At 40.0% G+C, this 20,208-nt stretch carries 21 protein-coding genes; 9 read left to right on the top strand and 12 right to left on the bottom strand.

Translation table 11 applies throughout. The features are described from left to right. Nucleotides 1–2: 2 nt before the first annotated feature. Nucleotides 3–437 carry a nuclear transport factor 2 family protein gene (locus VK664_RS08545; protein ID WP_461398222.1) on the bottom strand — a complete coding sequence of 145 codons (435 nt, stop codon included), beginning with the start codon at nucleotides 435–437 and terminating at the stop codon, nucleotides 3–5. A 164-nt stretch (nucleotides 438–601) separates the two neighbouring features. On the opposite strand from VK664_RS08545, the gene VK664_RS08540 reads away from it, so the two are divergent. Then, the gene (locus tag VK664_RS08540; RefSeq protein WP_461398221.1) at nucleotides 602–1,633 is read left to right on the top strand and encodes a LacI family DNA-binding transcriptional regulator; all 1,032 of its coding nucleotides are present in this window, start codon (nucleotides 602–604) and stop codon (nucleotides 1,631–1,633) included. A 10-nt stretch (nucleotides 1,634–1,643) separates the two neighbouring features. On the opposite strand, the gene VK664_RS08535 is transcribed toward VK664_RS08540, so the two are convergent. Together VK664_RS08535 and VK664_RS08530 are read right to left on the bottom strand one after the other, a co-directional pair. Continuing rightward, a complete protein-coding gene (locus VK664_RS08535) occupies nucleotides 1,644–3,473 on the bottom strand; it encodes a hypothetical protein (RefSeq protein WP_461398220.1) in 1,830 nt (609 codons plus the stop codon). Nucleotides 3,474–3,648: 175 nt separating this feature from the next. Then, entirely contained in the window at nucleotides 3,649–4,044 is a 396-nt protein-coding gene (locus VK664_RS08530; RefSeq protein ID WP_461398219.1) for a hypothetical protein, read from the bottom strand. 194 nt (nucleotides 4,045–4,238) lie between these two features. Between VK664_RS08530 and VK664_RS08525 the strand changes: the two genes are divergently transcribed. After that, complete coding sequence (locus tag VK664_RS08525) at nucleotides 4,239–4,520, top strand: hypothetical protein (protein WP_461398218.1); 282 nt, start codon at nucleotides 4,239–4,241, stop codon at nucleotides 4,518–4,520. Between the two features lie 375 nt (nucleotides 4,521–4,895). Here the strand turns inward: VK664_RS08525 and VK664_RS08520 are convergent, their stop codons facing one another. Next, nucleotides 4,896–5,042, bottom strand: coding sequence for a lmo0937 family membrane protein (locus VK664_RS08520; RefSeq protein ID WP_461398217.1), 147 nt, complete (start codon nucleotides 5,040–5,042; stop codon nucleotides 4,896–4,898). A gap of 134 nt (nucleotides 5,043–5,176) precedes the next feature. On the opposite strand from VK664_RS08520, the gene VK664_RS08515 reads away from it, so the two are divergent. Both VK664_RS08515 and VK664_RS08510 read left to right on the top strand, forming a co-directional pair. Continuing rightward, on the top strand, nucleotides 5,177–6,100 hold the full coding sequence (locus VK664_RS08515; protein WP_461398216.1) for a YihY/virulence factor BrkB family protein: 924 nt from the start codon (nucleotides 5,177–5,179) through the stop codon (nucleotides 6,098–6,100). 237 nt (nucleotides 6,101–6,337) lie between these two features. Further along, nucleotides 6,338–7,015: a porin family protein gene (locus VK664_RS08510; protein WP_461398215.1), complete on the top strand. Its 678-nt coding sequence runs from the start codon at nucleotides 6,338–6,340 to the stop codon at nucleotides 7,013–7,015. A 171-nt stretch (nucleotides 7,016–7,186) separates the two neighbouring features. Here VK664_RS08510 and VK664_RS08505 read toward each other — a convergent pair whose 3' ends face one another. The 4 genes from VK664_RS08505 to rpoN form a co-directional block, all read right to left on the bottom strand. Further along, nucleotides 7,187–8,755 carry a two-component system sensor histidine kinase NtrB gene (locus VK664_RS08505; RefSeq protein ID WP_461398214.1) on the bottom strand — a complete coding sequence of 523 codons (1,569 nt, stop codon included), beginning with the start codon at nucleotides 8,753–8,755 and terminating at the stop codon, nucleotides 7,187–7,189. After that, nucleotides 8,712–10,697, bottom strand: a complete 1,986-nt coding sequence (locus tag VK664_RS08500; RefSeq protein ID WP_461398213.1) for a PAS domain-containing sensor histidine kinase — start codon at nucleotides 10,695–10,697, stop codon at nucleotides 8,712–8,714. Before VK664_RS08500 ends, VK664_RS08505 begins: the two co-directional genes overlap by 44 nt. Nucleotides 10,698–10,703: 6 nt before the next feature. Then, complete coding sequence (locus VK664_RS08495; protein ID WP_461398212.1) at nucleotides 10,704–12,188, bottom strand: sigma-54-dependent transcriptional regulator; 1,485 nt, start codon at nucleotides 12,186–12,188, stop codon at nucleotides 10,704–10,706. A 184-nt stretch (nucleotides 12,189–12,372) separates the two neighbouring features. Further along, nucleotides 12,373–13,788, bottom strand: a complete 1,416-nt coding sequence (gene rpoN, locus VK664_RS08490) for an RNA polymerase factor sigma-54 (RefSeq protein ID WP_461398211.1) — start codon at nucleotides 13,786–13,788, stop codon at nucleotides 12,373–12,375. Between the two features lie 394 nt (nucleotides 13,789–14,182). Between rpoN and VK664_RS08485 the strand changes: the two genes are divergently transcribed. After that, entirely contained in the window at nucleotides 14,183–14,614 is a 432-nt protein-coding gene (locus VK664_RS08485; RefSeq protein WP_461398210.1) for a response regulator, read from the top strand. A gap of 116 nt (nucleotides 14,615–14,730) precedes the next feature. Here VK664_RS08485 and VK664_RS08480 read toward each other — a convergent pair whose 3' ends face one another. The 3 genes from VK664_RS08480 to VK664_RS08470 form a co-directional block, all read right to left on the bottom strand. Next, the gene (locus VK664_RS08480; RefSeq protein WP_461398209.1) at nucleotides 14,731–15,093 is read right to left on the bottom strand and encodes a hypothetical protein; all 363 of its coding nucleotides are present in this window, start codon (nucleotides 15,091–15,093) and stop codon (nucleotides 14,731–14,733) included. Beyond that, complete coding sequence (locus VK664_RS08475) at nucleotides 15,086–15,427, bottom strand: hypothetical protein (protein WP_461398208.1); 342 nt, start codon at nucleotides 15,425–15,427, stop codon at nucleotides 15,086–15,088. Before VK664_RS08475 ends, VK664_RS08480 begins: the two co-directional genes overlap by 8 nt. A 63-nt stretch (nucleotides 15,428–15,490) precedes the next feature. Continuing rightward, nucleotides 15,491–15,760 (bottom strand): YtxH domain-containing protein, encoded by a 270-nt coding sequence (locus tag VK664_RS08470; protein WP_461398207.1) that lies wholly within the window; start codon nucleotides 15,758–15,760, stop codon nucleotides 15,491–15,493. 190 nt (nucleotides 15,761–15,950) lie between these two features. On the opposite strand from VK664_RS08470, the gene VK664_RS08465 reads away from it, so the two are divergent. The 4 genes from VK664_RS08465 (at nucleotide 15,951) to tnpC (ending at nucleotide 19,710) form a co-directional block, all read left to right on the top strand. Further along, on the top strand, nucleotides 15,951–16,298 hold the full coding sequence (locus VK664_RS08465; protein ID WP_461398206.1) for a response regulator: 348 nt from the start codon (nucleotides 15,951–15,953) through the stop codon (nucleotides 16,296–16,298). A gap of 774 nt (nucleotides 16,299–17,072) precedes the next feature. Then, a complete protein-coding gene (locus VK664_RS08460) occupies nucleotides 17,073–17,384 on the top strand; it encodes a hypothetical protein (RefSeq protein ID WP_461398205.1) in 312 nt (103 codons plus the stop codon). Continuing rightward, complete coding sequence (tnpB, locus tag VK664_RS08455; RefSeq protein WP_461398204.1) at nucleotides 17,381–17,725, top strand: IS66 family insertion sequence element accessory protein TnpB; 345 nt, start codon at nucleotides 17,381–17,383, stop codon at nucleotides 17,723–17,725. Before VK664_RS08460 ends, tnpB begins: the two co-directional genes overlap by 4 nt. 170 nt (nucleotides 17,726–17,895) lie before the next feature. Further along, complete coding sequence (gene tnpC, locus VK664_RS08450) at nucleotides 17,896–19,710, top strand: IS66 family transposase (RefSeq protein WP_461398203.1); 1,815 nt, start codon at nucleotides 17,896–17,898, stop codon at nucleotides 19,708–19,710. Between the two features lie 2 nt (nucleotides 19,711–19,712). On the opposite strand, the gene VK664_RS08445 is transcribed toward tnpC, so the two are convergent. Continuing rightward, on the bottom strand, nucleotides 19,713–20,072 hold the full coding sequence (locus VK664_RS08445; RefSeq protein ID WP_461398202.1) for a helix-turn-helix domain-containing protein: 360 nt from the start codon (nucleotides 20,070–20,072) through the stop codon (nucleotides 19,713–19,715). Nucleotides 20,073–20,208 lie beyond the last annotated feature (136 nt).

Raw genomic sequence — 20,208 nt, 5'->3', positions numbered from 1 at the left:
ATTTATTGCGCCAGTTTTACAGCCTGCCTGGCAAGTAATTGCCAACTGGTACCTTTTTGGTTCCATACAAGCATAACATGCAGCTTAACTGTGGCCGGTTTTCCGCCGTCGTTCGTGGCTCCGTCAAGATTATGTCTTACTATAGCAGTATTCCCTGAAATAATTATAGTCTGTTCGCTCAGTTTGATGGAAACAAAGTCTGAAGTACCTGAAACCAGCGAATTTATAAATGAAGTTTTATCTTCCACCTTACCGGAGGAATGGCCATAGCTGAGTTTAACTGAAGTGAGCCTGTCAAGCGTTGCTTTATCCGGGTCCACCATTGTTTTCCTAAGAGTTTCTACCGCTTCAGCCACTGATTTTTCATCTTTGGTTTGAGCATTCAGGCAAAAAGAGCATACCATAAGGCAGCTTAAAATGAGGTTTCGCATACGCATAACAATCGTTTTATGTTTGATATCAGGTTCAAGGTTACGCCCTTATTCACGTTTTTACGACAAATTCTTTTATTATTTTTATGCAATCGTTTCCGTCATTGTGGTGGAAGATTACTTTCCGGAGCATTTTAGAGGGAAATAACTACAAATACAAAAATTAACGGATGAAATATGAAGCTATTACTATTAAAGATATAGCAAAGGCATTAGGACTAGCAACTTCAACCGTGTCCAGGGCCCTGAAAGGTAGCCATGAAATAAGTGCAGAAACGCGTAAACTGGTAATGGACTATGCAGGTAAGATCAACTATAAGCCCAATCCCATAGCGTTAAGCTTAAAAGAAAAACGCAGCCGTGCTATAGGTGTAGTTGTCTGCGAGTTTGCAAATACATTTTTCTCCCAGGTGATAAATGGAATAGAATCGATTGCTTATGATCGCGGCTATCACGTAATTATTTCCCAGAGTCACGAATCTTATGAACGCGAAGTACTCAACACACAACAACTAGCTTCCCGACAAGTAGACGGCCTGCTTGTTTCTCTCTCAACCGAGACAACCGACATGTCGCATTTTCATTTTTTGCACGACAAAGGTTTACCCATTGTGTTCTTCGACCGGGTATGTGAAACCATTGAAACACATAAGGTCATTGTCGATAATTTTAAAGGCGCTTATGACGCAACCTGTCATTTGATTAACTCAGGATTTAAAAAGATAGCGCATATCACCAGTTCTCCCAATATTTCTATTACAATTGAGCGCCTTGCCGGCTATCGAAAAGCACTTGAAGAAAACAAGATCCTGTATGATGAAGGCATTGTTATGTTTTGCGCGCATGGCGGCATGGAACAGGCTGAAATAGAGTCAGCGGTTATGAAAATCCTGGATCACCCCTCCGCCCCGGACTCAATCCTCGCGGCCAGTGACCGTATTTCATTGGGCGCGATGTCTTTTTTAAAGGAAAAAAATATCAGTATCCCGGCAAAAATAGCCCTGGTTGGATTTACCAATTCACAACAGGCAGGCATATTTTCACCATCCCTTACATCGGTCAGTCAGCCTGCATTCGAAATGGGCCAGGTGGCAACTGAAAAACTTATTGAAATTATAGAAAGCAAAACGCCATTGTCAAAATTTGACACCAGCGTTTTAAAAACAAAACTCGTTGTGAGGGAAAGTTCTGTTATGGCTTGATGTAATGACCCTATTCTGTTTTTGGAGGTTTTTTGACAGGAGCATCTTTTTTTGACGCATCCACTTTTTTTGAATTCTTTTTATCTTCAGCCGAACCTTCTTTTGAATTCTTTTTGTCTTCAGCCGAACCTTCTTTGGCCCGCTCTTTTTTATCTTGCTGCTGATCTTTTTTTCCCATGATATCCATACCGGTAGTTTCTTTTACACCGGTAAATATCGATTTCCAAACCAGGTTAAAAAAAGAACGGTTGGTGTTTCTTTCATTGCTCATTTCTGCGGTGCGCGTTTTTCCGCCTGAAGGATTATTATTTTTGACTATGACATTGGCAAAGAGACTTGCCAATCCAATCTTTTTATAGGTTTTTTTATCATCCTCCAATTTAAGAGTAGATACCTTTAGATTATCATATAACATAGTGAGGTCGCCCACACCATGGTAATTATCACCAGACATATTAAAACTGAGATTCTTAACACTGCCTTTTTCAACGCGGGCCATGCCCAATGGTTCAATGAGTGCATTTAGCTTATTCGCCTCAAAACCTTTAAGGTTGCCTTTCACAGTAAAGCGCCCCTGTTTGTCACCAATCTTCAGAGTCATGCTCACATCAACTTTTGCCATATTTAGAAACCAGGCACTATAGTCAATTGTAAGGTTATTGTTCTTCCGGATCGCTAAACGCTCGTTTGTAACATTTGTCATAGTTGCATGTACGCGATGAAACTGAACCCGGCCGGCTTTATTGGACTTCTCATTCACTTCCTTGTATTCAACAAACGAATTATCGAATACACCTTTTTTAATAGTAACCGGAAATGGAATTTTCATAATAAGCTGATGTGGATACATACCGACCCTGTTAACCTGGTCCCTCGGCATTCTGCCATCGCGAAAAATATAAAATTTACTTTTAGGTACAATCAACGAATCTGCAGCCAATTCACCGTATGCGAGCCTTACCGGATCAATTCCCTTCAGACTAATGCCAGATAAAGAAAAATCGAAACGATCTCTTTGAAACTTAAACAATTTCATAAACGCCGCCTCACCTTTTAATGGTTTTATGATTGCTGACTTCAGCGTTAGCGATCTTGTCCCGGTATTGACCTGTAAACCTGCAAACTTGAAATCATAGTAACCCTTTGAATCTCTTAAATGGATGCTATCGGCAGCAATAACCACTTTTTTTGAAAAGAAAATTCTGCTCATATCGGCAAGACTATTACTATCTATCCGCAAATCAAAAAGCAATAAGGAAACATTTGTACTTCTTAGTATAAGTTTTTTAGTCTTGAAATCTATGTAAGAAATATCAATATTCTGAAGTAGGATACTATCCATTTTTACCAGCTTCAACTCCCTGAGCACATCATAATAAAGGTTTTCGACAAAATCACCGCTGCGGGCTTTTGTGTCATCATCGTCATCGCTTCCTTTATTAAGCCGGAACAATTCTATAGAAGCATTTTGAATAAGCACCTTTTTCCCTGTTATTTCATTTTGCAGAAGAGCGCGGGGTGTTTGAACACCAGTAACTGTCAGGGAATCTGCATGGAGATTTAATATTACTGAAGGACTTCCCGGTGGAAGTGAATCTGCCGAGAAGGACGCCGTGTCAACATTGACATTTACGTTAGTCACAAATAGTGATCCGCCTATTTCATCAACCTTAAGTGTATCGTAACTGATTTTATACAATCCCCGGGATTCTTTCCGGACTGCCTGGGGGAGTGTGGATCCAAGAAATTCAGATTTGTAAAACCGGTATATGCCGATGGCGATTATTACAACCCCTATCAGTATGCCCGCAATCCAAAATCGTTTTCTCGGAATAGCCATATTTAATTATAAATGATCACGGACTTGAACCGGACTTGAAGTAGAAAGAATTATTACGATTATTATCGGGGAATCATTTGAAGGTTGAAACGGTTAAATGCGCAACATGTTTTAACAACATTGTTAAATGTGCACGACACAGTTAAATGGCATTATTTAATGCCCACTGCATCTGCTAAACAACAGTATTGAATGCTATCATCTGGTCTGACTTATTCTTTTTGAAAAGATTAAACCTGGTAATTGCACCTTTCAGATATGCTTTGTTTAAAAATCCGCTTTTGACAGCAGGCGAAATTTTGACATCAGCTACAAAGTAAATGTTCTTTTCTCTGTTGCAAAGTTTTAATGACACGTCACCCTCGCACAACTCTTCTATCAAAACTTTATAGTTATGAGCAATACGGAAAGAAAGACCATTTAATTCGGAATAGAACACTCTCACCAGCACAGCCAGTTTCCCGCCGCTATCTTCATTCTTTAAATGGAGTATTCCATACGGACAATGTTTTACTACATCATGGAAGTTTGCATGTTCCGAAGTTGAAAGATTATAGTTTGCATAAAACATAGAAACATCGTTTAGATTTTATTAACTTAAAATCTCGTGCCATATCGCTGATTTAATAACCCCCTTTGTAGATCGATATCTACACTAATCGGCATCTGTATTAAGCCTTAAGGTGATATAGGGCAAATAAAACTGGCAGGATATTTTAACTATGATAATCGCAATCTTTCTATGATTTAACCTTAATCATTACTATGAATAATAACAATTTAAATAAGAACAGGCCCTATCTGAGGAGTTTTGATGCCCTGAAGAAAGGCGTATTGAAAAGTGGGTACACAGAAAACTTCGTTTATAAAAATACGGGGTATATATCAGCATCAAATAGTACAGTATACGATATCAACAAAGTAAAAGTCATATCCACTATCCGGTTCCGGGGAAGTGATAATCCCGGAGACCATGCGGAACTTTATATAATTGAAACCCCCGATGGTACCAAAGGAACTTTTGAGAAAAAACAGGGGAGTGAATAACTCAAAAAAAGCACAGATTATAAAAACAATCCGTGCTTTTTTTTACTTATGTTCCAGTACACTCAATTTCAAAACATTCATCGGATTTTACGATTATTGTCCAACATTCGGGATCTTAAATTAATATTGTGTGTTACAAGCTTCAACATTTCGTTGAATCATGAGTGAGTTACCATTTTTATTGAGCTACCCTTTTATTGAGTTAACCTTTCTATTAACGGCAAAGTCGAGCTATGTCTGCAACAATGAAAAAACTGAATGAAGTTGAGATACTAGTTGAGATGTTAATTAACCAGGACAAATGATAACCATAGCAAATGATAACCATAGCATGCTACAGTAAATTTTATATGAATGCCCTATTGAACCGGTAAACTAGACCCTTCTGATCAATCCAAGTATCAATGAAATTACTGCCAACACTATCAGAATGTGAATTAGACCGGAGGCGCTGTAAACAAAGACTCCAAGCAGCCACCCGATTACGAGTATTACTGCAATAACATATAATATACTTCTCATGATTCAAAAAATTTAGTTACATATGATTATAAAAAACCTTTGCCACCTAAACAGCCCGTGTTTAAAGCAAAAAACCCATTTTAACATCTCCTAGGCTCATTTATTGAGGAAGAACTTCTACAAAGACGGAATATATGGTTCAAATAAAAAAGTTTTGGAACGTTCTGAAAAAAGCAGGCGCCTCATTCATTGAAGACAATGGAATGAAACTGAGCGCTTCACTTTCCTACTATACAGTGTTTTCTTTGTGCCCAATCCTTATTATTATCATGTCACTGGCCGGGATTGTATTTGGTAAAGATGCGGTTCAAGGCAGAATATACGATCAGATTTCAGGACTGGTAGGTAGCGACGCAGCAATACAGGTTCAGGAAATAATCATTAATATTGAAAAGTCCCAACACGGCACCGTCGGAGCAATTGCAGGTGCTGTGCTGCTGATCTTTGGTGCCACAGGTGTATTCACTGAGATCCAGGATTCCATAAACTACATATGGTCTGTAAAGGCCAAACCGAAGAAAGGCTGGTTAAAATATCTCTCGAACAGGGCAATCTCATTTTCCCTGCTTGTAGGTATTGGCTTTGTTTTACTTGTTGCTCTTGTAATTAATGCCCTGATGGATATATTAAATGACCGCCTTGAAAAAATCCTTCCTTCCTATAGCGTTTACTTATTTTATATTCTTAGCCTCTTGCTTATCCTGGTTGTTATCAGTTTGATGTTCACTATAATTTATAAAGTATTGCCGGATGCTATTATCGGATGGAAAGATGCAATGGTTGGTGCAATCTTTACCACCGTGTTATTTCTGATTGGTAAATTCCTGATCGGCTATTACCTTGGTAACTCAAATATTGGCCTTACTTATGGAACAGCCGCTTCAATTGTGATCATATTATTATGGGTCTACTATTCCTCAATAATCCTTTACTTCGGAGCCGAATTCACCCGCATGTATGCTATTCATGTTGGTAAAGGCATAAAGCCTAATGAAACTGCAGTGTTTATAATAAAGCAGGAAGCAAAGGAAATTCCTTCTCCTACTATTGAAAAATAATTCCCTCCCATTGAAATGCAAGTGTTCATTAATTTATCATTTGTTGTCAATTAATTACTTCTGTAGACCTCATTATAATAGTGATGGCTGAATAATGTTTGAACATATTATAATATTCTCATAATCACGGCAGTATGTAGAATCAGTTCCCCTTTTTGAAGACAAATTTTTCGGGATATGTTTTATCTGGCGCCGGAATAATAATTGAAATACCTGCATCAAATAAAACGTGTAAATATGAAAACGAGAAAAGTAAATGTGAGAAATCTTGTAGCCGTACTGGCCCTATCTGTAGGAGTCATAATAAGTGGTTCAGTAAACGCACAGGAACAACAAACATCTGCTGAAAATGGACTTCGCTCTAAATTTGGTCTTAAGGCAGGTTTGAACCTTGCAAATCTTTATGTCGATGATGTAAAAGATGAAAATTTTAAAGCAGGCTTTAATGCAGGGTTTTATGCGAAACTTCCGGTAACGAGGGGTTTTTCTATTCAGCCAGAGTTACTTTATAGCAACAAAGGCGCAAAGCTCGCTTATGATGCGGGAATATTCGGTGGTGAGGGTGAATATCGTTTTAACCTTCATTATGTTGAGCTACCGGTATTGGCTGTTGTTAATGTGGTAAAGAATTTTAACATCCATGCAGGTCCTTATGTTTCTTATCTGGCAGGTGCTAATGTTACACGCGTCGATGACGATGATAACGTGAGCGATATCACTGACCTTAAAGCAGACAATTTTAATCGTATCGACTATGGTCTTACAGGAGGAATCGGACTTGATTTTCAAAATCTAACCATTGGGGCACGTTACAACTATGGTCTCCGGGAAATAGGAGAATCAGGCTTATCCGGTGAAATCACAAAGAATTCCAAGAACAGCGTGATCAATGTATTCCTGGGATTTGCATTCTAATCTGCAATTTCGATTCGCTGGTTCGATGCGTTAATTCATTTGTCCGAAAATATGAATTCACCTTATTAAACAAAGGTTTCTTCTTATTAAAAAAACGGCTACTTCCCCAACATTAATTGAAAAGGCTGTCAGATTAAACCGACAGCCTTTTTCTTTTGTTTCTATGAAAATTTAATCCATTAGTTTATCTCCGGTGGCTATTTCGATGTTAACCATTACTTCTGCAGGCTTGTGTTCAGGGAACAGAATGGTAAAGGTAGTGCCTTCATTGATGACGGAACTTACTTCTACTTTAGCTTTATGTGATTGCAGGATATTGAGTGTACTTGCCAGGCCAAGACCGACACCGTTTCGTTTGGAAGTAAAATATGGTTCAAATAACCTCGAAATGTTTTCAGGCGGAATACCACATCCATTGTCTTTGATGATCACCTGGTGAACATTATCATGACTATCTATGGTTATCAGCAATTTTCCCTTTTCTGATTCCATTGCTTCAATTGCATTGATGACGAGATTGAGAAAAGCAATTTTGATTTTTTCCTTGTCAACCATCACTTTCAATGGCTCGTCTGCATACCTTATCTCCAGACTGATTCGTCTTAATGAAATACGATCGATAGCAGACGCAACACTTTCATCCATTACCGACTGAAGAGTATGCATTGCGAACTGCAATTCGGTTGGTCGTGATGAATCAAGTAACTCCGTAATCAGGTCTCCTATCCTTCCACCATTTCTGTGAATAATATCGAGATAAATGCCTGCATCCTCCTGCAGGATTTCCTGTTGCAGGAGATGTTCAATTGACATATTAATATTGTTAAGCGGGTTTCGCACTTCATGAGCCAGAGTCCTTACCAGGCGGCCAGCTACTGCAAGTTTTTCCACCTGGAGATTAGCCTTTTCAGCTTTTTTCATGTTGGTAATATCGTGTATGATACCCTGCACATATTCCTTTTCTTCATGATCACGGTAAGTTGACAACGAAAGAATACAATTTCTTCTTTCACCTGATTTCATGGAAAGCTCCATTTCAAAATCGGTTAAATCACCTGAGCCGGCCAGCAAGGTGCGTATATACCTGCTATCAAGTTCTTCGGGCACCAGGTCATAAAGACACATTTGTTGGAGTTCCTCACGTTCATAACCGAAAAGCACATACGACATCTGGTTAAAGTCCTGGAAATAAAGGTTTTTATCCGCTATAAAAATAGCATCCTTGGAGCGCTCAAAAATATTCCTGAATTTTTGTTCATTATCTCTTAATGCCTTTAAATGAATCGAGCGTTCGATGGCATAACGGATACACCTTTCCAACTTCTCACTGTTAAGTTCGGATTTAACAAGATAATCGGTAGCTCCAAGTCGCATTGCCTCAATATCAATGGCTTTGTTTCCTTTACCTGTGAGCAGAATAATAGGTTCCTCACAATTATGCTCCAGGGCCTCCTTTAAGAGGTCAACGCCGGTTTTGGCACCAAGGCGATAATCAACGAAGTAAATATCATAAGCTTTGTTTATGATAAGCTCCATTGCTTTTTTATAATTGTAACACCAGTCTATCGTAAAGTGACTATCACTAATGTCTTTTATATATTCAGATGTAATAAAAAAATCATCCTCATCATCATCAATTACAAGAATTCTCGAATTGTACATAAACTTCAGGTTTCCGATTGGTTGATTCGCTTTATTAATGTTTTTCCGGAAGAATAATGGTAAACACAGAACCTTCATCCGGTTTACTGTTTGCAAAGATAAGCCCACGGTGGTTTTCCGCTATTTTTTTACAAATGGCGAGTCCCACTCCTGATCCGGGGTATTCTACCTTACCATGAAGCCTTTGAAAAATCTGGAAAATTTTGTTAGCATATTCCTGTTCAAAACCGATACAATTATCCTTTACATCTATCCGGTAGTAATTCATGTCTTCTGCAAAGCTATGCTCAGCCTTTTCGACATTACTCAAAATATCCACTTTGATATCTATCCTCGGAATCTCATCTTCTTTCCTGAATTTCAAAGCATTGCCTATGAGATTGCTGAATAATTGCTGGATCTGGGAAGGTATCGCATCTATAACAGGCAGCCGGTCAGCGTTAATGATAGCACCTGTTTTTTCGATGATAATTTCAAGATCAGAATTCGTCTGCTCAAGCACTGTATTCAGATCCACAAGCCCAAAAGGTATCGATGATCTTGCCGTTCTTGAAAATTCAAGAAGGTTCTCAATCAGTATTCTCATGTTATCCGTGGCCGCCAGGATACGTTCAGCATATCTTCTTCCTTCAGGTCCCATCTCCCCGCTATGCCTTGTAACCAATCTTTCAGAAAACGTCGAAAGTTTTCGTAAAGGCTCCTGTAAATCATGGGAAGCAATGTATGCAAACTCTTCCAGGTCTTTATTTGATCTGTTCAGATCATTCACAATCGATTCAAGGTTCCTCTCATAAGATCTTAACTGCGTTATGTCGCGGGAAGTTCCGATTATCCTGATTACCTCGTTTTCTTCATTCCGGATCACCCTGGCAAAGGTTTGTAAACGTTTATTAATGCCATCACGGGTGGTGATATTAAACTCGTAGCTGAAATCGTTTTTATGTTTGATGGCTTCCTGCTTCAGATTGTTGCTTCTGATCCAATCTTCATGATGAAGATGAAGCATATACAGACCGGCATTAATTAACAAACGCCCTGCATGTTCTTTAGGATCATAACCGAACAACCTGTACATACCATCGCTCCACAAAATGACGTCTTTACCAACATCCTCTTCCCAGGATCCAAAATCAAGAAACTGTTCCTTTTCGACCATATTCTGTTTATACTCCTCAAGTGCTTCCTGTCTCGCAACTTCCTGGCTTATGTCAAGCATACTGCCAACTACCTTTTGTACCTCATTGTCGTCCCCGATAACCAGCTTACCACGGGTAGAAATCATTTTACGGTTACCCCTATGCGTTATAACAGGGTAAGTGACGGTAAAAACGGATTTTGCCTCTATAGATTTTTCAATAACTGTTCTCAGCATTTCCTGCTCCGGCTCTGGCACATGAGCCAGGTAAACCGGGAATGATATTATGGGGGCATCCCTGTCCTTATCGTATTCAAGGATATTATATATTCCATCGCTCCATTTCACGTCACCACTCGCGATATCATAATTGTAAACGCCAAACCCAAGCAGATTTTCGGTTTCGAGCTGTAGCTGTTTTAACTGCTTTATCTCTTCTGCGCTTTTAAACTGTTCAGTGATGTCTTCAGCTATAAACAACAGTGAGCCGGGCCTCCCATGCTCATTGCGTCGCAGTACAGTTCCGCGAGTGCGGAAATATCGCCATTCTCCCTGTTTGTCGTTCAGGCGACATTCATAGAGATGACTCGACTCATCCTCCAGCTCATAAAATTTCTGTATTTCTTCCTTTACCCGTTCCTGGTCCTCTTTAAAAACGAGCTGTAAAATTCCATTGTCCCAGGTAGAGATGTCTTCATATGTGTATCCCAGAACATCTGTTACTTTTTTGTTTATATATCTCAGCTTTTGCTGCTCTGCATCATAAACATAAACGATAGCTGGAAAAAAATCATTAATTCGTTGTTGAAAATCATTCTCCTCTATGCCATCCCCGAATAATCTTTTCAAATGAAAAAGATCCCCGTTGTTCTCCGTTTTTGCCATACTCTATTATAAATTGTTAAGCTCCTGGTATTGCTTCATCTTATTATAAAGTGTTTTTCGATCTATGTTCAAAATTCTTGCTGCCTTACTCTTGTTATAGTTTGCCTTCTTCAATGCTTCAAGAATCATTTCATATTCTGCATCCAGGCTTGCTTCCTTTAAAGAAAGATCACCATGATGCGGACGTTGCGGTTCTGTATGAACGTGAACAGGTGGAGAGGTTACTGTCTGCACCGGAGCGGTTTCCGGAGAAACATCGAACTGCAGTTTACTGTGGTTAGAAATTTCAAAAGGCAAAGTCCTGACATCTACATATTCTCCATCAGTGAGAAGCACTGCACGTTTCACCACATTTTTCATTTCCCGCAGATTACCGTGCCATACATAATTGTGAAAAATCGCTTCAACTTCCTTCGAAAATCCTTTAACTGATTTTTGTAGTTCCTTATTTGTCAGTTGAAGGAAATGTCTCGCAAACAACATGATGTCTTCTTTTCTTTCTCTTAATGGCGGCACGTCAATACTGAATTCATTAAAGCGATGGTAAAGATCTTCCCTGAAAATTCCCTTTCGTGCCGAGTCCCACAGGCGCTCATTGCTTGCAATAATGATCCGTACATCAAGTTCGATATCTCTTACACCTCCCACTCTTCTCATCTTTCTTTCCTGTACAACCCTTAATAATGAAACCTGGATATCATATGAAAGATTGGCAATTTCATCGAGAAAAATGGTACCCCCGTTTGCGATCTCGAAACTCCCCTGTTTCTGGTTCAATGCACCGGTAAAGGATCCTTTCTCATGGCCGAATAATTCAGAACCAGCCAGTTCCTTTGATAATGCGCCGCAATCAATCGCCACAAAGGCTTTATCTTTTCTTTTACTTCTCTTGTGAATTTCCTGGGCAATTGCTTCTTTACCACTACCACTTTCTCCGTAAATAATTACGCTGTAGTTAGTGGGAGCTACCAGGTCAATCTGTTTCAGAATGGTCTGGAAAACCTGGCTGTTATCAAAAATGTATTCGCTACCGGATGAATTGTTTTGTTTTTTCTGACCGCCATCTCCTGGTCTCACAATGACAACGGCAGATCCGGAACCATTTTCGGACTGGGGGCGAACCGGTTCTACAGGTGAGTTAAGCGCCTTCCGGATCGTCATTAGTATTTCATCAGGTATCAATGGCTTGGTGACATAATCATATGCACCAAGCTTCATTACTTCCACAGCGGTTTTAATGTCGCTATAGCCTGTAATGATGATGAAAGGCACGGAGGGAAACTTTTCTTTCATTTTGATGAGTACCGTGTTGCCATCCATGTCTTCCAGCCTGAAATCGCACATTACCAGGTCAGGCTTGAATTCCTCGGCCATTTCCAGGGCTTTTTTCCCACTGTAAACCTCGGAAACATCGTATCCATGTCTTGATAAAAATCGTTTAAGTAACAAACACATGTCACGGTCATCATCAATTATCAGAATTTTCTGCATAGAGTGTTTTTGTTTATTGTATTTGTAAGATTAGTATTGGATTGATGATTAGTATTGGATTGATGATTAGTATTGGTTTGATGATTGTATTGGTTTGATGATTGTATTGATTAAATGATTGTATTGATTAAATGATTGTATTGATAAATAAATGCTATTGTTTTGGACATTGTGCTCACAATGTTTAACCCCAGATGCCTCTTAGATGTGCTACGGGAATCTGAAGTAGTTCCCGGTATTTAGCAACGGTTCTTCTTGCTATCGAATACCCTTTTTCAGCAAGGATGGTAACAAGTTGCTGATCCGTCAACGGATGCTTTTTATCTTCCTGTTTTATTACTTCCTCTATGGTTGACTGTATCACCCTGTTACTGGTAGATTCGCCTTTTTCGTTGACAAGACCTTCGGTGAATAAATCCTTTAACAACAAGGTGCCAAAACTTGTTTCAGCATATTTATTACTGGTAATCCGCGAAATTGTGGAAATATCTAAAGATACCATATCTGCCACATTTTTCAGTATCATTGGCTTCAGCAAACGGATATCTCCTTCCTTAAAATACTCATACTGCAGTTTCACAATCGTTTTCATTACCTGGAGCATGTTGGTTTCCCGCTGACGAATCGCATCAATGAACCATTGAGCTGACTGCAATTTGTTACGGAGATAAACCTTGGCTTCTTTTTGTTGTTTTCCCTCACATTGAGCCTCGACAGATTCTTTCCAGGAGGTATTTATATGCAGGGTTGCAGAACGACTGTTGTATAATTCCACTTCCAGTTTTTCCCCTTCCAACCTGACAATAAAATCAGGGATAATTTTTTGTCTGTCAGTTGCTGTCCGGTTATTGTCTGTTACCGGGCGCATCTTCAGAGTGGAAATCAACTGGAGCACAATCTTTAATTCTTCCTCTTCCAATTGCAGGCGCTGACAGATCTTCTCCATATTTGCGCCCTTCATTTCATCATAAAAATCCTTTAGCAATGCAATCGCGACTTTTACATCCGGCCTTTTGGTATTCATCCTTTCCAGTTGGATCAGCAAACACTGGCGGGTGTCGACAGAACCTAAACCATAGGGCTCGAGCTGGTATATTTTTACCAGTACTTTTTCAACAACATCCGATTCGATCCATACACTGTTTTTAAAAGAGTAGTTTTCGGCAACCTGTTCCACGTTTTGCTCCAACATTCCATAATCATTCAGGGAGTCGATAATATAATCTGCCAGTTGCCATTCCTCTTCTTCGGTCCATAAAAGCCGAAACTGTTGTTTAGCCTCTTCCCTGAAGTCGATACTGTCTGCCAATGAGGTTTGGAACGTGGTATCTTCAGGAAGGTAATTTGCATATTCCAGCTTATAATCCGGAATATCATCATACACAAATTCGTCGTAATCTTTATAGTCTTCTACCGTACCAGCGTCCGCTGACTCAGGATTTTCTGTGTCATCCGCTTTTTCCAGTAACGGGTTTTCTTCAAGTTCCTGCTGAATCCTATGTTCAAGTTCCAATTGGTTAAGGCGGAAGAAATTAAGCAGCTGTATCTGCTGCGGTAATATCTTTAGACCTAGTTTCTGGGTGAGATTTTGTTGAATCATACACTGTGGAAGTTTTGTGGGTATAATATTCCAACAAAAGCACCAAAAACCATTTATCACCAAATTATTTGACAGAAGTTGTTAGCGACTGATCATCAGGCACTTATATTCTGATCACATCTTGCATTTTCCTCCTGTCTTGTATGTTCTACAATTATACCAGTATTTTTGTGGAATATATTGCCCATTTCGTGATTTAGTGATAACGTTTTTTATCCCAGAGGGTACCATAATTGACCAATTGGGGAAATTTATCAACATATTTAATTTGGTGGACAGTGCTCTTTGGTACCTTTCAGGGGAAATTTTAGCAGGTTCACTCTACCGGATGCCTTTGCAACTAATTTTCAACTTGGGTGTTTATTCTTTATTTTCGCTATACTAACCTGAAATGATGAGTACAACCTCAATTTTGATAGCAGATGATGACGCGGACGACCGGTACTTACTGGAAACTGCTTTCTTTGAGAAAGGTTATAAGGAGAAGATCGAATTCGTAGAAAACGGCGTTGAAGTACTCAATTTCCTCTTTAATGTAAAGGCCGGGGATGACAACCGGAAATATTATCCAAAGTTTGTCCTGCTTGATCTTAATATGCCTAAAAAAGATGGCCGTGAAGTGCTTAAAGAGATGAAGGAAAATCCTGAGTTTAAGAGTATACCCGTGATCGTTTTTACCACAACAAAAAACGAGAATGAGATAAGGCGTTGCTACGAGTTGGGTGCCAATACATATATTATCAAACCAGTTAGCTTCGATGCTTTGTTAAAAGTGGTTGAAAATATCAGGACCTACTGGCTTAATACTGCCTCAACTCCAATGTAAATAATACTACCTCCAATGTAATAATACCACCTCAACTCTAATGTAATAATATTGCACTCCAATATAATAATACTGCCTCAACTGCAATACAATTTATATTGATTCATAAACCAGCTTTACGAAAATCGTTTAACCATCTTTCCTAACAAACCCGGCTTTGCCGGATTTGATACCAGGTTTCTTGTCACCCGGCGCATCAAAAATGGCAATACTGTTTTTACGGCCCAACCAGCCCTTTTGAACAGGAGTTTACGCATAAGGATATCTGTTGAAAGACCGACAGCAATACCCAACAATGGATTGCTGGCAGTCTTTTTCTTAAAACTACCTATAAATGATATCACATTTGTAGCAGGCTTCAGGTCTGATTTAAGTCCCTGCAGATCCAGTTCTATCAACTCTTTCTGAGCCACCAGGAGTGCTTCCAACCGTTGTTTTTCCTGCATCATGTCTTCATAAGATGTAATATGCTTACTCATAAATCTTTTTCACTAAATAGTTCCTCAAAAATGGGTCAATCGTCTTTTTACGCATCATTAATACGCAAACAATAATAAGCAGATAAATGCCAGCTACAATAAAATAGCCCGCGATAATGCTTTCCAGCATTCCCCCTATCCACAAGGCAAGGCCTAATCCAATAAATAATACGAATAAAATGGAAAAGATAGTCAGCAACAACGCAGCGATAATTGAGGATCCCACTGCAGTAGATTTTTCAGTAACTTTTAATAGTCCGAGCTTGTAATAAGTTTCAATATAGTCGCCGGCATGTTCTAATAAATCGTCTGCCCGTTCTTTTAATTCCGCCATAGTTCGTAATTGTTCGGAGTAAGAAAAAAAATTCAGGCAAGCCTGGACCTGCCTGAACTTTTATTAGCTAAGGCCTTGTTTAAGTTTATTTACGCGATTTTCAGCTTCGGATCTGAGGTTTTTGGCTTCTTCAACAGCACTATCTTTCATAACGCCCAACTTTTCTTTTCCTGTGGCTACGAGGTCTGCTATTTCTCCTGCAAAATCACCAGCTTTTGCTTTAATGCGTTCCCGCAATTCACTGCCTTTTTCCGGTGCTAACAATAAACCTATGACAGCACCTGCAGCTGCTGCACCTACTATACCTAAAATAATTTTTGTGTTGGTAGTCATAACTGTTTTTTTAAAATTTACTAATACCGAAAAGAGCAAAAAATCATGCCGTTCGCAGTCCGGGCCTTGAAAAATCACTTTATTTGCACTTGGGAAATATAATCCCCAGAAGCACTAAAACACACAGTTTTAACACGATAAGCAGATACGGCATCCAATTTATATATGTATGCTGACGTTAAAGACATTCATGGAAAAAGTTTTAATTATAGATGATGAGGTTGATTTGTGCCTGCTAATGAAGACTTTTTTCAAGCAAAAAAATCAATACGACGTCGAATTGGCTCACACGCTAAACGAAGGTCTTAATAAATTGGACCAGTTTTCGCCTGATATCGTTTTTCTTGACAATAATCTGCCAGATGGGCTGGGTTGGGATCATGCAAGGGAAATATTGGAGCGGCACCCGGCTTTACGATTGAATCTCATCAGTGCTTATCATCCTAATCTTCCTTCTGTAAAAATTACTCCTAATCTCAAGATTTGGGAAAAGCCTATATCGCTTAAGGCTATTGATTCTTATCTCCACGCGAAATAAACAGATTTTTGTCCGGCGATTGCCGCTATTCGAGCGATTGTTGCTGGTTAGCTACTCTTGGTTCAATCACTATTATGCAACAGTTCTGTGGCATTCCTTCGCACCGTTGGGAGCGGGATGGCGCTTTTGTTTGGCTGTGTCCCGTGGTTAGTTGGTGCGTTTATATTAGTAGCTGCTGTTGTCTCCGATCATCTTTTTTGCCCTGATCGGCTTTTTTAAGAATTCTTTCAGGGGAAGTTACTGTTGGGCCCTGATCGGCTACAGTAACTCTAACCACGGTACGAAGGCCAAACAAAAGCACCATCCCGCTCCCAACTCACTCATCCATTTGGGGGAACATGCGACCAGTCATTACAAGTGTTACTAGTCCTTTATTATTGGTTTCATCTTGTTTCATCTATATAAGCACTGCCGGTAAAATCAAAGCATTATAGCGCCAATGGCTTTGACTAAATATATCAAGGGCTTCAGTTGGGGATCTGCAATTGTCTGGAAGGATCACATTCGACTAACGATGTAACTGCAACCTGCAAGTTTGCAACCTGGTACTATAACGCCTTAATGTTACAATGCAATGACAGCCATTTCTTATTTTCTGCATGTATCGTTGGTAAGGCTTAGTTATCACCTTGCCGGCGAATTGAAGGCTGTGTGATACAGAGATAGAAGAGAGAAAAAAGAAATGTCGACAACTGAATGGTAAACCTCTAACCAGAACCACGACTGAATTTCAAAATGTGCCGGTTACATTTGTCGCTTACTAAAAAATGATCGATGGACGAACAGCAACCGCTTCACCGGACACCCAGGCGCAACAAACAGCAATTACTTGAATTGTTTGCTGCGTATGATAAGACCCCAGGCATAACTATAAAAGATTTCTGTAAGCTGCATAAGGTTACCCAAGGTTCCTTTTATACTGCTCGCAAACGCCACCGAGCTGCTGTAAAAAAACAATCATCCGGATTTATTGCCATCAAACGTCCGGCATCTGAGCAAACAGTCGCAACCTTGTTTGCCGAGGTGAAGGGAGTCAAATTGTATCAGCATGTGCCGGTTGATTATCTTAAAGCGCTTATATCATGAGTGCCATTGCCCTATTAACGGATCATCACCAGTATTTTTTATATGGTGGGGTAGCGGACATGAGAAATTCAATAGACGGTCTTTGTGGCATTGTTAAAAATGAACTTGGACGTGAAGTCAACCACAAAGATGTTTTCATCTTTTTAAATAAGAAGGGTACGCATATCAAGCTGCTCCTACAAGAGGCCGATGGATTTACCTTACTCTTCCGACGGTTGCACAAAGGTCGCTTTATAATGCCTGATATTGCTGAAGGAGAAGCTGCCATTCAAATGAGTGCTACTCAGTTGCTATCTATGCTTTCAGGTCTTCACTTACACAGATCAAAAAAAACAGCATAGTTATTCACATTTTTGGTTGTTAAAGGCAAGCTTGCGACATGTTTTTGATGTCGTTTTTGAAAATCAAAATCAGACCCCGGTTTATCCACGAAAAAACTTCGATAGTTGTGGAAAGATAGTCTTCACTAAGATGCTTATTGGTACTGCATTTGCGGCTTATCAATCATTGCATGAAAGCTGCTCAAAACTATAAGGCCTTATACAACAACTGCACAAAGGAAAGTGCTGAGAAAGATAGACTCATCGTTTTACTACAGCAACAACTGATGCAAGTTGCTGGTGAAAGACAATCGCTAACAGCTGTTCTGGAAGACCACCAAGTACAGTTGAAGAATCAGGAACAACAAATAAATGATCAACAACTTGTACTTGCACAACAGCAGCAAACCATCAATGGGCAAGCTGAAAAACTATTACTCCAACAAACAGTTATCCAGGAACAGCACTCGATGATCAATGCCCAGCAAAAGGAACTGGATAAAAATAAAAAAGATCTGCTCCGGTTGAACTACCTGCGCTACGAGATGGCAACCATAAAAAAATGGGTCTACGGCATCAAAAGTGAAAAGCGTCATCAACCTGCAGCTACCAGTAAAGCAAATGTTGGTGATCAACTGGTGCTGGGTATGGAAGTGGACAGCTGGGGCGTCTGCAACATCATTGACCGCCGCAAAGTGCCGGAGCACCTGCGCATTATAAAATCTACTACTCCTAAGAAAGCTGGTGGCAGGCATGATTTTCCCGCAGGACTGGAAGAAGAAATTACTGTCATTGATGCAGCTGACAAACCAGCAAATGCAAAATGTGTGGGCCATGTCGATCAACGGCAGTTGGCCTGCGATCCAATGCGCTGGTATATTAAAGTTAACCGCAGGCTGGTATACCTGGTACCAGCGGATGAAGATCAGCTTAATTACAAACACCTGATTGCATCACTGCCACCACATCCCATTGATAAGTGCAAAATGGACATCAGCATACTGGTACTGCTCACGATTGAAAAGTTTTTGTATCACATGCCGGTATGGCGACAGCAACAACGCTTAAAGCGATATGGGATAGATCTGCCTTACAGTACGCTTTGTTCGCTGGTCAATCGTGTCTGCGCGGTACTGGAACCTTTATGGCACCTCCTGTTAAAAGAATTAATATCCAGCGGACTTATAAACCTTGATGAAACCCGTTACCGCGTTTTGGACAACACCAAAAAGAAAGGTAAAAAATCCCATATCGGGTGGATGTGGGCATCCCTGAATCCGATACAGCGTATTGTTTGCTTCATGTATCAGAAGGGTCGTGGCAAAAAAGATATCTGCAGTGTACTGCAGGGATATAAGGGCTATTTAATGACCGATGCCTATAGTTCATACACAAAGTATGGGAGGCAGCCTGGTGTAACTCACCAGCACTGCATGGCGCACTCACGAAGGTACTTCGTGTACGCATTGCAGAATGATGCAGCAAAGGCCGGTTATGCGATAGATCATTTTTTTGGACCCTTGTATGCTATCGAAGAGGAATGCAAACTCTTGCAACTTGATTTTGATGCGATCACTGAAAAACGACAAACCGAATCATTGCCAATACTGCAAGCGTTCCGGCAATGGCTGGAAGCAACCCTACCGCTGACAATTCCAAAAACACCGATCTATAAAGCAATCAATTACGCATTGAATAATTATAACGGACTTGTGCAATACGTGAATGATGGAATGCTACCGGTCGACAATAATCAATTAGAAGGCCAAATCCGAGCCATAGCCCTGGGAAGAAACTCACATTTGTTCGCCGGCTCACACCGTGGCGGAGAACTGGCAGCTATAATTTACAGCTTTGTCGCCACCTGTAAACTTCAAAACATAGATCCATCCAAATGGCTTGATGACGTGCTCCGCAGGATCCCTGATCAGCCGGAAGACAAATTGATTGAACTGCTGCCGCAGTTCTGGAAACCCCTGATGAATCAAAAAGAAAAGAGCGCCTGAAATCATAACAGTGATGGATGAACGGCTTGTTCTGTTTTTATATCAATCACTTTTGCTTTTAGCTGTTCTGCTTTTTTACGTTCTCTTTTTTCCAGGGCGTTACTGATCGAAAGTTCAGCGCGTGCAAGTTCCTCATCACTCAGCATGGAAACAAACTCATGCAGGTCGATTTTATAAAACTGGCATATCCTCAAAGCCATTAGAAAGCTTAGTTCACGTTGATCACGTTCAACCTTAAGATATGTAGTATAGGACATCTGCAACGCTTGAGCCAATGCCTTTTGCTCTGGTTGATGAATACTGCGAAGTCGCGCCAATACTTGTCCAAGAGTAAGCTTTTGATTTGAAATGGATGAATACATATGCCTGGATGATTGTTGATCCTGTAAAGGTCAAACTTTTGAAACAAAACCATCAGCCCCAATATCCACAAAAGCCCCCCAACGGCGATACAAAATCTTTTTCAAATAACAATCGTGGTTCTGGTTAGAGGTTTAC

The organism is Flavitalea sp. (assembly GCF_035489435.1).
GTDB lineage: Bacteria > Bacteroidota > Bacteroidia > Chitinophagales > Chitinophagaceae > DATHKG01.
Note: the sequence above shows the minus strand (reverse complement) of the source record. Positions and strands in the feature narration are given on the sequence as shown.

Coding starts and splice junctions, on each gene's coding strand:
- VK664_RS08545 (WP_461398222.1), bottom strand. CDS start 437: ATGCGTATGCGAAACCTCATTTTAAGCTGCCTTATGGTATGCTCTTTT.
- VK664_RS08540 (WP_461398221.1), top strand. CDS start 602: ATGAAATATGAAGCTATTACTATTAAAGATATAGCAAAGGCATTAGGA.
- VK664_RS08535 (WP_461398220.1), bottom strand. CDS start 3,473: ATGGCTATTCCGAGAAAACGATTTTGGATTGCGGGCATACTGATAGGG.
- VK664_RS08530 (WP_461398219.1), bottom strand. CDS start 4,044: ATGTTTTATGCAAACTATAATCTTTCAACTTCGGAACATGCAAACTTC.
- VK664_RS08525 (WP_461398218.1), top strand. CDS start 4,239: ATGAATAATAACAATTTAAATAAGAACAGGCCCTATCTGAGGAGTTTT.
- VK664_RS08520 (WP_461398217.1), bottom strand. CDS start 5,042: ATGAGAAGTATATTATATGTTATTGCAGTAATACTCGTAATCGGGTGG.
- VK664_RS08515 (WP_461398216.1), top strand. CDS start 5,177: ATGGTTCAAATAAAAAAGTTTTGGAACGTTCTGAAAAAAGCAGGCGCC.
- VK664_RS08510 (WP_461398215.1), top strand. CDS start 6,338: ATGAAAACGAGAAAAGTAAATGTGAGAAATCTTGTAGCCGTACTGGCC.
- VK664_RS08505 (WP_461398214.1), bottom strand. CDS start 8,755: ATGAAGGTTCTGTGTTTACCATTATTCTTCCGGAAAAACATTAATAAA.
- VK664_RS08500 (WP_461398213.1), bottom strand. CDS start 10,697: ATGGCAAAAACGGAGAACAACGGGGATCTTTTTCATTTGAAAAGATTA.
- VK664_RS08495 (WP_461398212.1), bottom strand. CDS start 12,188: ATGCAGAAAATTCTGATAATTGATGATGACCGTGACATGTGTTTGTTA.
- rpoN (WP_461398211.1), bottom strand. CDS start 13,788: ATGATTCAACAAAATCTCACCCAGAAACTAGGTCTAAAGATATTACCG.
- VK664_RS08485 (WP_461398210.1), top strand. CDS start 14,183: ATGAGTACAACCTCAATTTTGATAGCAGATGATGACGCGGACGACCGG.
- VK664_RS08480 (WP_461398209.1), bottom strand. CDS start 15,093: ATGAGTAAGCATATTACATCTTATGAAGACATGATGCAGGAAAAACAA.
- VK664_RS08475 (WP_461398208.1), bottom strand. CDS start 15,427: ATGGCGGAATTAAAAGAACGGGCAGACGATTTATTAGAACATGCCGGC.
- VK664_RS08470 (WP_461398207.1), bottom strand. CDS start 15,760: ATGACTACCAACACAAAAATTATTTTAGGTATAGTAGGTGCAGCAGCT.
- VK664_RS08465 (WP_461398206.1), top strand. CDS start 15,951: ATGGAAAAAGTTTTAATTATAGATGATGAGGTTGATTTGTGCCTGCTA.
- VK664_RS08460 (WP_461398205.1), top strand. CDS start 17,073: ATGGACGAACAGCAACCGCTTCACCGGACACCCAGGCGCAACAAACAG.
- tnpB (WP_461398204.1), top strand. CDS start 17,381: ATGAGTGCCATTGCCCTATTAACGGATCATCACCAGTATTTTTTATAT.
- tnpC (WP_461398203.1), top strand. CDS start 17,896: ATGAAAGCTGCTCAAAACTATAAGGCCTTATACAACAACTGCACAAAG.
- VK664_RS08445 (WP_461398202.1), bottom strand. CDS start 20,072: ATGTATTCATCCATTTCAAATCAAAAGCTTACTCTTGGACAAGTATTG.